Source organism: Streptomyces griseicoloratus, assembly GCF_014534645.1.
Lineage (GTDB): Bacteria > Actinomycetota > Actinomycetes > Streptomycetales > Streptomycetaceae > Streptomyces > Streptomyces griseicoloratus.
The window spans coordinates 20,776-32,893 of the sequence record NZ_JACVQF010000219.1 but is presented as its reverse complement, the minus strand read 5'-3'; the positions used below and the strand labels follow the sequence as shown (position 1 = coordinate 32,893).

At 72.4% G+C, this 12,118-nt stretch carries 12 protein-coding genes; 8 read left to right on the top strand and 4 right to left on the bottom strand.

The features are described from left to right. Positions 1 to 23 precede the first annotated feature (23 nt). Together H0H10_RS27645 and H0H10_RS27640 are read right to left on the bottom strand one after the other, a co-directional pair. The gene (locus tag H0H10_RS27645; protein WP_223180517.1) at positions 24 to 1,406 is read right to left on the bottom strand and encodes a cytochrome P450; all 1,383 of its coding nucleotides are present in this window, start codon (positions 1,404 to 1,406) and stop codon (positions 24 to 26) included. Positions 1,407 to 1,677: 271 nt separating this feature from the next. Continuing rightward, entirely contained in the window at positions 1,678 to 2,163 is a 486-nt protein-coding gene (locus tag H0H10_RS27640; protein ID WP_188183856.1) for a DoxX family protein, read from the bottom strand. Between the two features lie 463 nt (positions 2,164 to 2,626). Between H0H10_RS27640 and H0H10_RS27635 the strand changes: the two genes are divergently transcribed. Then, positions 2,627 to 3,346 carry a lytic polysaccharide monooxygenase gene (locus H0H10_RS27635; RefSeq protein ID WP_188183855.1) on the top strand — a complete coding sequence of 240 codons (720 nt, stop codon included), beginning with the start codon at positions 2,627 to 2,629 and terminating at the stop codon, positions 3,344 to 3,346. A gap of 88 nt (positions 3,347 to 3,434) precedes the next feature. Here the strand turns inward: H0H10_RS27635 and H0H10_RS27630 are convergent, their stop codons facing one another. After that, the gene (locus H0H10_RS27630) at positions 3,435 to 4,352 is read right to left on the bottom strand and encodes a LysR family transcriptional regulator (protein WP_188183854.1); all 918 of its coding nucleotides are present in this window, start codon (positions 4,350 to 4,352) and stop codon (positions 3,435 to 3,437) included. A gap of 96 nt (positions 4,353 to 4,448) precedes the next feature. On the opposite strand from H0H10_RS27630, the gene H0H10_RS27625 reads away from it, so the two are divergent. After that, a complete protein-coding gene (locus tag H0H10_RS27625) occupies positions 4,449 to 5,279 on the top strand; it encodes an oxidoreductase (RefSeq protein ID WP_188183853.1) in 831 nt (276 codons plus the stop codon). 197 nt (positions 5,280 to 5,476) lie between these two features. Beyond that, positions 5,477 to 7,054, top strand: coding sequence for a S8 family peptidase (locus H0H10_RS27620; RefSeq protein WP_188183852.1), 1,578 nt, complete (start codon positions 5,477 to 5,479; stop codon positions 7,052 to 7,054). Between the two features lie 29 nt (positions 7,055 to 7,083). Here the strand turns inward: H0H10_RS27620 and H0H10_RS27615 are convergent, their stop codons facing one another. Next, a complete protein-coding gene (locus H0H10_RS27615; RefSeq protein WP_188183851.1) occupies positions 7,084 to 8,283 on the bottom strand; it encodes a serpin family protein in 1,200 nt (399 codons plus the stop codon). A gap of 113 nt (positions 8,284 to 8,396) precedes the next feature. Between H0H10_RS27615 and H0H10_RS27610 the strand changes: the two genes are divergently transcribed. The 5 genes from H0H10_RS27610 to H0H10_RS27590 all read left to right on the top strand — a co-directional run bounded on the left by H0H10_RS27610 (position 8,397) and on the right by H0H10_RS27590 (position 12,029). Then, complete coding sequence (locus H0H10_RS27610) at positions 8,397 to 9,563, top strand: DUF4190 domain-containing protein (protein ID WP_188183850.1); 1,167 nt, start codon at positions 8,397 to 8,399, stop codon at positions 9,561 to 9,563. Positions 9,564 to 9,710: 147 nt separating this feature from the next. Beyond that, positions 9,711 to 10,463, top strand: coding sequence for a GntR family transcriptional regulator (locus tag H0H10_RS27605; protein ID WP_188183849.1), 753 nt, complete (start codon positions 9,711 to 9,713; stop codon positions 10,461 to 10,463). Positions 10,464 to 10,815: 352 nt separating this feature from the next. Next, on the top strand, positions 10,816 to 11,007 hold the full coding sequence (locus H0H10_RS27600; protein ID WP_188183848.1) for an SPOR domain-containing protein: 192 nt from the start codon (positions 10,816 to 10,818) through the stop codon (positions 11,005 to 11,007). 55 nt (positions 11,008 to 11,062) lie between these two features. Next, positions 11,063 to 11,461, top strand: coding sequence for a (deoxy)nucleoside triphosphate pyrophosphohydrolase (locus H0H10_RS27595; protein ID WP_188183847.1), 399 nt, complete (start codon positions 11,063 to 11,065; stop codon positions 11,459 to 11,461). 142 nt (positions 11,462 to 11,603) lie between these two features. Further along, on the top strand, positions 11,604 to 12,029 hold the full coding sequence (locus H0H10_RS27590) for an ATP-binding protein (RefSeq protein ID WP_188183846.1): 426 nt from the start codon (positions 11,604 to 11,606) through the stop codon (positions 12,027 to 12,029). Positions 12,030 to 12,118: the final 89 nt, after the last annotated feature.

The window sequence follows — 12,118 nt, the reverse complement described above, 5'->3', positions numbered from 1 at the left end:
TGTGCACCCGAAGTGGTAAGGGGTCAGATACGGGTGAGAGTCAGCCGGAAACCTTCACGAGGCCGCAGAGTGAGCATCGCCCTGGGGGCGGGACCGGTGGAGTCCCGCTGTGATATCTCGAACTTGTCGAGAATGCTCGCCAGCAGCATGCTCATCTCCATCATGGCGAACCCCTTGCCGATGCACATGTGGGCACCGGCGCCGAAGGGAAGGAACCGTCCCTTTCCGGGGACACCGTTCATGAAACGCTCCGGCAGGAATGCGTCGGGCCGTTCCCAGACGGCCGGGTCCCGGTGGATGGCGGCCACGTTGAGCATCACGAAGGACCCCTTGGGGATCTCGGACGAGCCGATGAACACGTCCTTGCCGACCTGCCGGGGAATGGTCGGGGACGGAGGAAAGAGCCGCATCCCCTCATTGATGACGCATTCCAGAAGCGTGCTCCCCTGCCGTTCCCCCGTGGTGGGCGGCGCGGCCGAGCGCACCTCTTCCCGGACGCTCCGCTGAACGTCCGGATAGCAGGCCAGCAGATACAGGATCCACGTCAGCGCACTGGCCGTGGTCTCGTACGCGGCGACGAACGTGGTCAGCACCTCGTCCCTGACCTCCACGTCGGTCAACGGCTCCGCGGCGTCGCCGACCCTGGCCTCCAGGAGGAGGTCCAGCAGGTCGCCGTGCCGTTCACCGGTTCTGCGCCGTTCCCTGATGAGCCGGTGGACGAGGTCGTCCAGGCCCCGCATGGTCGCGGTGAACTCCCGGTTCCGCCGGCTGGGCACGCCGACCGGCAAGGACAGCGGCATCCGGAGGCGGCGCTCGACGAACTCCAGGAGGAAGGAGATCGTTCCCGGCGTGAGGACGCCGGACACCGTGTCGCCGGACCGGCTGAACATGCACCTGGCCACGATGTCCAGGGCGAAGGACAGCATGTCCTCGTGGACGCGCAGCTCCGTGCGGTCGCGGCCCTCCCAGCGCGCGGTGTGCTCGCCGATCACGTCGGCCATCTTCTGCCGCATCCCGGCCAGGCCGGGGCGGCTGTACATGGGCTGGAGGGCCCTGCGCCGCCGTAGCCACTGGTCGTGGTACGGATTGCTGATCAACCCGTCCCCGAGTACCAGCCGCAGCGGGTTCTCGGCGTTCGGCTTGCCGAAGGTGTGGATGTCGGAGAGGACGACGTCGGCCGCGGTGCTCCGGTTGACGAAGACCATGCGCTTGGGGCCGACGGCGAAGTACGAGAGCTCGCTCCCGTCCTGGGCGGCGTACTGGATGGCGTTCAGCAGGTTCGACCGCAGCTTGAGGAGGTCGCCGATCCCGGGCAGTCTCCTCGGCGGCGTGGTGGGCGCGCAGAGCACGCCGCTGTCGTGCCGCACCTGCCTGACGGGCAGCGTGCTCACGTCCGTCCCTGCCATCCCGGCCCCCTGATGATGCGCCCTGCCTGTCGCCGCGAAACACCGACGGACAGGGCGTCGCCCGCTGGAGCGGCCGTACCCGGATCCATCCGGCGCGTACAAGTCGTACTGGCGCGCGGTCCGGCGGAGCAACGCGGATGGCAGGAAGGTGTCGTGTCGCGCGCTCCCGTGGGCCGGCCGGGCTCCTGACGCTCCGGCCCCCCGGCAGGACCAGGACTTCCGGGGGGCTCCGCCTCGTCCTCGGTGTCGTCGGCGGCGGTCGCCCGACAGGTCAGCGTGCGGACGTGGTCGCCTCGTCCTGCTCTCCCCGCGCGGTCGTGTCCGCCGGGCGCCGGGAGCGGGCGAGTACGGGTGCCAGCGCCCATCTGCCGGGGCCCAGGGCGGCGATGAGCAGGAACGACCAGCAGAACATGGCGGCCGCCTCGCCGCCGTTCTCGATCGGGAACAGTGCCTCGGGCTGGTGCTCGACGAAGTAGGCGTAGGCCATGGACCCCGAGCACACCACGGCGGCCGCACGGGTGCCGACGCCGGCGAACACCAGGCCGCCGCCGGCCAGTTGGATGACCGCCGCCCACCAGCTCGGCCAGTCGCCGAAGGCCGGTGTGCCGCCGTACGCACCACCGAGGACGTCGAAGAGGGTGGCGGCGCCGTGGCAGGCGAACAGGAACCCCGTCACCATCCTGAACAGTCCGATGGCATGGTCCGTGCCTCTGCCCAGCAGGCCGTCGAGCGGGCTGGCCGGCGTGCCGTTTCTCATGGGTGCTCCCGTGGATTCTCGGTGGGGTGCGAGGTGGGGAAGGGGCGCCGCGGCCGGCAGCGCGCGATGCGGCGCTCATGGAGCCGGGCCGGGCGAGGCGCTCATGCGATGCAGGTCTAGACCAACTCTCACTCGAAGCTAGCGAGGGAGGTCGGTCATGTCCAGACCAATCGAGAGAAGGCCGGGCGTGGCACTCCACTGCGTCCCAACCCCTTGACGGAACCCCGTCGATGGCTAAGGTCTAGACCAAGAGTCAAGAAGGTCTAGACCTTAAGTCACGGCCCTGGCCGCCGGTCCACGGCCGAGAGCGCACGCCGGGAAACGCGCGGCTGCGACCCTCGCCAGGGGCCGCGGAGGTCTTGACCCGCCCCCCGACCGACGAGGCCACGGGTGGCGCGAGTGCGGGCGCGCCGGCCGCGGTCGCCACCCGCCCGGCAACGGCCTCGACAGCGAAGGAGTTGACATGAGCGCGAAGAGACGACTGGCCGCCGTGATCGGGGCGGGGATCGCCCCCCTCCTCGCGGTGAGCCTTCCGGCCGGCACGGCCAGTGCGCACGGCTATGTCTCCGCACCGCTGAGCAGGCAGGCCCAGTGCGCCGCGGGAATCGTCGACTGCGGTCAGATCAAGTACGAGCCGCAGAGCGTCGAGGGGCCGAAGGGGCTGCGCAGTTGCAGCGGCGGCAACGCGCAGTTCGCCGAGCTCGACGACGACAGCAAGCCCTGGCGGGCCACCGCGGTCGGCAGCACGACCGCCTTCACCTGGAACCTGACGGCACGCCACGCCACCAGCACCTGGCAGTACTTCGTCGGCGGCCGCAAGGTGGCGGAGTTCAACGACGGCGGCGCCCGGCCCCCCGCGACCGTCAGCCACCAGGTGAACTTCGGCGACATCACCGGTCGGCAGAAGGTCCTGGCCGTCTGGAACGTCGCCGACACCGCCAACGCGTTCTACGCCTGCATCGACGTGAACATCGGCGGCGGCTCGGGCGACCCCGGTGACCCGGGCGACCCGGGCGACCCGGGCGAGTGCACCTCGCCCACCTGGGGCTCCGGCACCGCCTACTCCGGCGGCGACACCGTCGCCTGGGAGGGCCACAACTGGAAGGCCAAGTGGTGGACGCAGGGCGAGGAGCCCGGCACCACCGGCGAGTGGGGCGTCTGGCAGGATCTCGGACCCTGCTGAACCCCGGCAGAGGACCCGGCGGCGGCGCACTCCCCTGCCCGCCGCCGGTGTCCGGTGAGCACCCCCGAGGTGTCTGAGGCCCCCGTCCTTACGCCACCACCCGCCGGCACGCCTGCGCGTACGCCCGCACCAGCGGCCGCCCGGCGTCCTCCCGGCGCCAGGCGAGGGCGTAGCGGCTGGGGCCCAGGCCGCGCACCGGGCGGGTGGTGACGCCGCCCAGGGTGATCAGCGGGGCGTTGCCCTCGGCCACGAAGCAGATGCCGAGGCCCGCGACGAGCGCCTCGTAGGTCTCCTCGGTGCCGGCGATCTCGGCGCCGATGCGGGGCGGGCGGCCGGCGCCTCCGTCCAGGGCGAGCCGTTCGTCCAGGGCCAGCCAGAAGTCGCGCAGCACGCCCGCGTCCGGCGGCAGGGCGAGGAACGGCTCGTCGGCCAGGTCCGTGAAGTCGAGTTCCGCGTGGGCCGCGAGGGGGTGGGTGTCGGGGAGGGCGATCAGGCGGGGCTCCTCGGCGACCACGGTCCACGCGTAGCGGCCGGCGTCGGGCAGCGGGAGCCAGACGAAGGCCACGTCCGTCGAACCGTCCGCCAGGCCCGCCGTCGGGTCGTCCCAGCTCACCTGGCGCAGTCGCAGGACCGCCTCCGGATGCGCCGCGGTGAAGCGCGAGCGGATCGCGGGCAGCAGTCCGCCGCGGCCGGGGCTGGTGCTCATCCCGACCACCAGTGTGCCGTGCCGAGCCGCCCGCAGCGCGTCCACGGCCGCCGCCCCCTCGGACCAGTCGGCCAGGACGCGCCGTGCGTGCGGCAGCAGGGCCGCCCCCGCGTCGGTGAGCGTCACGCCCCGTGGCTCGCGGCGGAACAGCTCGACGCCCAACTGCCGCTCCAGCGCCCGGATCTGCTTGCTCAGCGCCGGCTGGGAGACGTACAGCCGCTCGGCCGCCCGGGTGAAGTGCAGTTCCTCGGCCACGGTGGCGAAGTAGCGCAGGTCCCGCACATGGACGTCGGTGGTCATGACCGATGGTTATCAGCGTGGGTCTTGGACCGGCAACCCGCTTTCCCGGCAGGGTGGTTGGCGCAGAGGGAGCCAACGGCACACGAGGAGTCGGCAATGAACAAGGTGTGGCTGGTCACGGGCGCGAGCAGCGGTTTCGGGCGGGCGATCGCCGAGGCGGCGCTGGCCGACGGCGACGTGGTGGTCGGTGCGGCGCGGCGGCCCGAGGCGCTGGAGGACCTGGTGGCCGCTCACCCGGACCAGGTGGAGGCCCTGCGCCTCGACGTCGCCGACACGGCCGCCGCCGAGGCCGCGGTACGGGACGTGGTGGCGCGGCACGGGCGGATCGACGTCCTGGTCAACAACGCGGGCCGCACACACGTCGGCGCCTTGGAGGAGACGGGCGAGGAGGAGCTGCGTGCCCTGTTCGACGTGCACGTCTTCGGGCCGGCCGCGCTGACGCGGGCGGTGCTGCCGCACATGCGGGAGCGGCGGACCGGCGCGATCGTGCAGATGAGCAGCATGGGCGGGCAGATGTCCTTCGCGGGCTTCTCGGCGTACAGCGCGACGAAGTTCGCGTTGGAGGGCATGTCCGAGGGGCTGGCGGACGAGGTGCGGGACTTCGGCATCAAGGTGCTGATCGTCGAGCCCGGCGCGTTCCGCACCGGCCTGTTCGAGGCCGGCCGCGCCGGGCTCAGCGCCGACAGCGGCGTGTACGCCAAGGTCAGCGAGACCCGCGGGTTCGTCACCGGCGGCGACGGCACCCAGCCCGGCGACCCGGCCAAGGCGGCCGCGGTCATCCTGGAGGCGCTGGCGGCCGAGCACACCCCGCTGCGGCTGCCGCTCGGCGACGACGGCGTCGGAGCGGTTCTCGGCCACCTCGACCGGGTCCGCGCGGACGTCGAGGCATGGGAGAAGCGCACCCGGGCCACCGCCTTCGACGACTGAGGCCGAAAACGACCGGCGCTCATCCGGCGCAGGGTCCTGCACACCCGTGCAGGGCCCTTGTGCAATTCCTCTGGAAGCCTCAATCTTTCGGCTGACGCACCAATGCCGCCCGCTGATTGACATGACCATGCCTTAGGGCGGCCTGCTCGGCGTGCACGAACCCCACCACGCACCACCGACTGAGGAGGACCCCTCACATGGCAGCGCTGCGTCACCACCCCCACGGCACCACCCGGCGAAGACTGGCCGCGATCGGCGCGGCGGCCTCCGCGGTACTCGCCGCGAGCCTCGTCTCCGCCTTCCCCGCCACGGCCGCCGAAGGCCGCATCCAGTACGAGGACGCGGCGAACGCCGTCCCCGGCAGCTACATCGTGACCCTCAGGGCGGACGAGGCGAAGGCCGGCACCGCCGAGGGCCGCGCCGTGGCCGCACGCCACGGCGCCGACATCGAGCGCACGTACACCAAGGCCCTCAACGGCTACGAGGTCGAGGCCTCCGAGACCGAGGCGAAACGTCTCGCCGCCGACCCGGCCGTCGCCTCCGTCGTGCAGAACCGCACCTTCCACATCAGCACGACCCAGCCCAGCCCGCCCTCCTGGGGCCTGGACCGCATCGACCAGAAGAACCTGCCGCTGAACAGCTCGTACACCTACCCGGACTCCGCGGGCGAGGGCGTGACGGCGTACGTCATCGACACCGGCGTCCGCATCACCCACAGCGACTTCGGCGGCCGCGCCTCCTACGGCTACGACGCCATCGACAACGACAACACCGCCCAGGACGGCCACGGCCACGGCACCCACGTCGCCGGCACGGTCGCCGGGACCGCGCACGGCGTGGCCAAGAAGGCGAAGATCGTCGGCGTCCGGGTGCTGAACAACTCCGGCTCCGGCACCACCGCCCAGGTCGTCGCCGGCATCGACTGGGTCGCCCGCAACGCGGTCAAGCCGGCCGTCGCCAACATGTCCCTCGGCGGCGGCGCCGACTCCGCCCTCGACACGGCCGTCCGCAACGCCATCGCCTCCGGCGTCACCTTCGCCGTCGCCGCCGGCAACGAGTCGACCAACGCCTCCACGAAGTCCCCCGCCCGGGTGACGGAGGCGATCACGGTCGGCGCCACCACGTCGAGCGACGCCCGCGCGAGCTACTCCAACTACGGTTCGGTGCTCGACCTGTTCGCGCCGGGCTCGTCCATCACCTCGGCGTGGAACACCGGCGACTCGGCCACGAACACCATCTCCGGCACGTCCATGGCGAGCCCGCACGTCGCCGGGGCCGCCGCGCTCTACCTGGCCGACAACCCCACGGCCACCCCCGCCCAGGTCTCCTCCGCGCTGACCACCGCCGCCACCAGCGGCGTCGTGTCGAACCCGGGCACCGGCTCGCCCAACCGGCTGCTGTACGTCGGCGGCGGCACGACGACCCCGCCCGGCGACCGCTTCGAGAACACCGGCGACTACGCCATCGGCGACAACGCCACCGTCGAGTCCCCGGTGACCGTCTCCGGCGTCGCGGGCAACGCGCCCTCGTCCCTGGCCGTCGAGGTGCACATCGTGCACAGCTACATCGGTGACCTCCAGGTCCAGCTGATCGCGCCCGACGGTACGGCGTACACGCTGAAGTCGTACGGCACCGGCGGCAGCGCCAACGACATCAACACCACCTACAGCGTGAACGCCTCCTCGGAGACCGCGAACGGCACGTGGAAGCTGCGGGTCTCCGACAACGCGACGTTCGACACCGGCCGGATCGACGCCTGGGCCCTGCAGTTCTGACCCCGGCTCGGACCCCGGCTCAGTGAACCTCAGTGAACCTCCTCGTCCTCGCGGTACGGCTCCGGGTCGGTGACCCAGCCCGCCGCGAGGACGAGGCGTGAGTGGCGGTGCAGGGCGAGGAAGCCGAAGGGGCGGTCGAAGACGGACCGGACCTCGGTGACGGCGTAGCGCACCGGCGGCGGAGCCCCGCCGGGGGCGGCGGCGACGGCGGTCACCGCGGCGGCCCGGAAGCCCAGCGCGCCGAACCTCGCCATGGCGGACTGCCCGGCCGATCCGATCGCCAGCGGGAAGGCGCTGATGCCGGGGAAATGGCCCTGCCGGGCGTCCCGCGCGGTGCGAAGCCCGAACAGGTCCGGCCGCTTCAGGAGATCGTGGCCGGCCGACACACCGAACGCCATGGTCGTGACGTCCAGCCTCGGCGGCTCGGGCGTCCTGGACTGCGCCTTCACGACATCGAGGCCGGGGCCCACCTCCCCGTAGGGCAGGCGGGAGCCCGGCACCACGGGGTACGTGCGCGCGAGGATGCCGATCCCCGCCCCCAGCACCTGGCCCGGCGTCATGCCCTCCTCGCCCAGCAGCAGATGGACGTCGACCGCGGTGTCGCCCAGCACCTTCAGCTCGGTGACGTGTCCGTCGGGGGTCTGCGCCACGCCGACCCGGTCCAGCTGCGTGCTCCGGCGCCACAGGCCCAGCAGTTCGCGGCCCTGCCACGGGCCGGCCTCCGGCGCCCGGTACGTCTCCTCGAAAGGCCGCAGCCACCGCGTGCGCAGCGCGAGCGCGCTCGCCAGGACCATCTCGGTGTCCGGCCTCACCTTCACCGGCATCCGCTCGATCAGCCCGTCCGTGCGCTTGGCCGCCCACGCGTCCAGCGCCTGGCGGTCGGCGGTCTCGTCGCCGGTGAGGACGCCGTGCGAGCAGGCCGGAAGCCCCGCCTCCCACTCCTCGCGCAGCTCCAGCGTGCGCTTCGTCCACAGTGCCAGGGCCGTGTCCAGCCCGCGCACCCCGGCCAGTGCGGCGATCAGTTCCCGGGCCGCCGCGGCCGACCGGTCGGCGGGCACGCCCACCGCCTCGGCCAGTTCCGCCCGTGCCGGGCCGGCGGCCCCGTCCGCGAGGAGTGCGAGCAGGGGCCACACGCCGGGCGCCGAGAGCACCGTGCCGCCTTCCGCGGTGGCCGCCCAGCGTCCGCTGAGACCGTTCACCGCCCGGACCGTCGCACTGGTGACCCGCATACCGCCCCCGCTCGTCGCACGCTTACCATTCGCCCAGCCGTACGGTCGTACGCCGTAGGCCCGTTCGTCAGCCGCGTCGCCGCAGCGCCGCCTGGATCAGGAGCACGGTACCCGTGTCCATACCGCCGCCCCCCGGGCCCCAGCAGCCCCCGGGGCCGTACGCCCCGCAGCAGCCCCACCCCGCCTGGGGCCCGCCGCCCTACGGGGCGTATCCCCGGCAGCCGGCCGTCAACGGCGTCGCGATCGCGGCCCTCGTCCTCGGCATCCTCTGCTTCCTGCCCGCCGTCGGACTCGTGCTGGGCCTGATCGCGCTGGGCCAGATCAAGCGGAAGGGCGAACGGGGCAAGGGGCTGGCCGTGGCCGGATCCATACTGTCCTCCGTCGGGCTGGCCCTGTGGGTGGTGTCCCTCGCCACGGGCGCGGCCGCCGACTTCTGGCAGGGCTTCAGGGACGCCGCACGGGGCGAGGGCACCGCCTTCGCCCTCGCCGAGGGCCAGTGCTTCAACACGCCCAGCGGCTCCCTGGAGGGGGTGACCTACGACGTCGACGAGGTGCCCTGCGCGCAGGAGCACGACGGCGAGGTCTTCGCCGCCTTCGACCTGCCGGGCGGGCGCTACCCCGGCGACGACGAGATCACCCGGGTCGCCGACGACAAGTGCTACGCCCTCCAGGACGACTACGCCATGGACGGCTGGGCGCTGCCCGCAGACGTCGACGTCTACTACCTCACGCCCACCCCGCAGAGCTGGCGCCTGGGCGACCGGGAGGTCACCTGCCTGTTCGGCAGCACGGCCGAGGCGGGCACCCTGACCGGGTCGCTGCGCAACGACGAGACGACGCTCGACGCGCACCAGCTCACCTATCTGAAGGCGGCCCGTGTCCTGAACACGGCCATGGAGTCCGAACCCGACACCGAGTACGTCGAGGACGACCTGCCGGGCCATCAGGAGTGGGCGGGCCGGGTGGCGGACGCGCTCACCGAGCAGGCGGGGATGCTGCGCGAGCACACCTGGCCGGCCGACGCCGAGCGGCCGGTCGCCGACCTGGTCGAGGACCTGGACGCCGCGCAGAAGGAGTGGGCGCTGGCGGCGGAGTCCACCGACATCGACACCTTCTACGAGCACTACGACAAGGGCTACGAGCTCATCGACCCCGACAAGACGGTCACCGCCCGCGAGGCCCTGGGCCTGGCCACGACACCGCCGGTGTACGAGGAGGACGCAGGCGCCGGCGGCGACGGCGGGGAGAGCGGGGGAGAGGGCTCCGGCATGCAGGTGTGAGCACCCTCATAGCGGGGAGAAAGTGCCTGCGTAAAGCCTGCCGGCGCCACAAGTCATCACATCGAGTGATTCTCTGGCCTTTGCTTGCCTGGCACAACCTACGGTTGCCACGCTGTTGCTGTCTGTACAACCTGATGGGAGCGGCCAGTGACATTCGGTGAGCAGCCGGCGTACCTGCGTGTCGCGGGTGATCTCCGCAAGAAGATCGTCGACGGCCTGCTGCCGCCCCACACCCGCCTCCCGTCCCAGGCCAGGATCCGCGAGGAGTACGGCGTCTCGGACACCGTCGCCCTGGAGGCGCGCAAGGTGCTCATGGCCGAGGGGCTCGTCGAGGGCCGCTCCGGGTCGGGGACGTACGTGCGTGAGCGGCCCGTGCCCCGGCGCATCGCCCGCTCGGGGTACCGGCCGGCGGGCGGCGCCACGCCCTTCCGGCAGGAGCAGGCCGACGCCGGGGTGCGCGGCACCTGGGAGTCCCGCAGCGAGCAGACCGGGGCGAGCGGTGCCGTCGCCGAGAGGCTCGGCATCGAGCCCGGCGACCGCGTGATGTGCACGAGGTACGTCTTCCGGGAGGGCGGCGAGGCGATGATGCTCTCCACCTCCTGGGAGCCGCTGGCCCTCACCGGCCGCACGCCCGTGATGCTGCCCGAGGAGGGTCCGCTGGGCGGCATGGGCGTCGTCGAGCGGATGGCCGCCCTCGACATCGTCGTCGACAACGTCACCGAGGAGGTCGGCGCCCGCCCCGGCCTCGCGGAGGAACTGCTCGCCCTCGGAGGCGTCCCCGGGCACGTGGTGCTCGTCGTCCAGCGCACGTTCTACGCCTCGGGCCGCCCGGTGGAGACCGCCGACGTGGTCGTCCCGGCCGACCGGTACCGGGTGGCGTATCACCTGCCTGTCAAGTAGCGCCCGCCATATGTGAGATGGCGCACGCCTCCCGCGCGCCATCTCACTCCCCCTTCATGTCGTCACCGCGGAACCGCCCCTCGCGCCGCCGTCCCCCGGGTGCGTGAATCCGGCCGTTCTCGCAGGTCGCCCCGGGCGTGTCCGCCATGCCCCCGACCGTGGGCGACGGCGCGCGCGGACGGCGCACTCGGCAACGTGCGCCCCCCGGGTTCTGGCTGGTTGCGTACCTCTTTGTGAAAAGCCGTATTCGCTGCGTAAAGGTAAGGCGTAGGCTCGGGCATATGCGGATCGGGGTTTCCTCAGCGGGCGGGGCGCGGCGCGGACCGTGGACGGGAAGTGGAGGGGCGCGACGATGAACGACGGCACGATCGCTCTTCCCTGGCTCGTCGTCCGGCAGGACGACAACGGCAACCGCTACCGCGTGGGGAGGTACGCGACCCGGGCCGAGGCCCAGAAGATCGCGGACACCCTCGACGGTCGCGGCCACAAGCAGCTCTACTGGGTCGAGAAGATCGGCCAGAACGGCAGGGGCCCGGCCGACTGACGCGGCCTGCGGCCCGGCCCGCGTGTCCGGCCGGCCGGGCCTTAAGCTCCCGCGCATGACGGAACGGATCGTGGTGGGCGCCGCCCTGGTCGACGGCGGACGTCTGCTGGCCGCGCGCCGCAGCGCGCCGGCCGAGCTGGCCGGACGCTGGGAGCTGCCCGGGGGCAAGGTCGAGGCGGGCGAGACGCCGCAGGCGGCGCTGGTGCGTGAACTGCGCGAGGAACTCGGCGTGGCCGCCGAGCCCGGTGATCGCGTCCCGGGGCAGTGGCCCCTGAAACCCCCGTACGTCCTTCAGGTGTGGACCGCGCGTCTGCTCCCCGGCTCGGCCGCCCCCGAACCCCTCCAGGACCACGACGTCCTGCGCTGGCTCGCCCCCGCCGAGATCTGGGAAGTGCCCTGGCTCGACCAGGACGTGCCGGCCGTCCGCCGGACGCTGGAACGGCTCGGCCTGTAGCGGCCTGTAGCGGCGGCCCGCGGTGCGACGCGGACCGGAGTGAGAGTCCCGCGCGCCGGTCGCGCCACAGTGCGCCGTTCCGGACGGTACCCGCCTCTGAATATCGGGTATGTGCCCATTAAGCCCACGAAGCCGGACATGGGTGGGATTGCTGGCCGGGGAAGTGATCGGTGTGATCGACACCGAAGGCGACTGCGTCGAGTGGACCTTTCCCGCAGAACCGGACGCGGTACGGGCGGCCCGCTCCCTCGTCCGGGGGCGGCTGCACGGCTGGGGCCTCGACAGCGTCGGCGACCTCGCCGCCCTGCTCGTCAGCGAACTGGTCACCAACGCCCTGCGGCACGCCACCGGGCCCATCGGCGTCCGCCTGGTGCGCTCCTCGGTGGACGGTGTCCTGCGCGTGGAGGTCTCCGACTCGCTCCCGGAGCCGCCCCGCGAACGCGTCGCCGGCCCCGACGACGAGGGCGGGCGGGGTCTCCAACTCGTCGCCTCGGCGACGCGGCGCTGGGGTACCCGGCCGGGAGAGGCCGGCAAGACGGTCTGGTTCGAACTCGCGATGCCGGAATGAGGGACGGTGAACGTCCTGCCGGTGCCGGGCCGCGTGATTCGATGACGTGTCCGCTGGTTAGAAGTCTGGAAGTGTTGTCACGGTCCGGA

Excerpts from the sequence above, each read along its gene's own strand:
- H0H10_RS27615 (WP_188183851.1), bottom strand. The coding sequence starts at position 8,283 with ATGCGGGTCACCAGTGCGACGGTCCGGGCGGTGAACGGTCTCAGCGGA.
- H0H10_RS27640 (WP_188183856.1), bottom strand. The coding sequence starts at position 2,163 with ATGAGAAACGGCACGCCGGCCAGCCCGCTCGACGGCCTGCTGGGCAGA.
- H0H10_RS27600 (WP_188183848.1), top strand. The coding sequence starts at position 10,816 with ATGAACGACGGCACGATCGCTCTTCCCTGGCTCGTCGTCCGGCAGGAC.
- H0H10_RS27630 (WP_188183854.1), bottom strand. The coding sequence starts at position 4,352 with ATGACCACCGACGTCCATGTGCGGGACCTGCGCTACTTCGCCACCGTG.
- H0H10_RS27635 (WP_188183855.1), top strand. The coding sequence starts at position 2,627 with ATGAGCGCGAAGAGACGACTGGCCGCCGTGATCGGGGCGGGGATCGCC.
- H0H10_RS27645 (WP_223180517.1), bottom strand. The coding sequence starts at position 1,406 with ATGGCAGGGACGGACGTGAGCACGCTGCCCGTCAGGCAGGTGCGGCAC.
- H0H10_RS27625 (WP_188183853.1), top strand. The coding sequence starts at position 4,449 with ATGAACAAGGTGTGGCTGGTCACGGGCGCGAGCAGCGGTTTCGGGCGG.
- H0H10_RS27595 (WP_188183847.1), top strand. The coding sequence starts at position 11,063 with ATGACGGAACGGATCGTGGTGGGCGCCGCCCTGGTCGACGGCGGACGT.
- H0H10_RS27620 (WP_188183852.1), top strand. The coding sequence starts at position 5,477 with ATGGCAGCGCTGCGTCACCACCCCCACGGCACCACCCGGCGAAGACTG.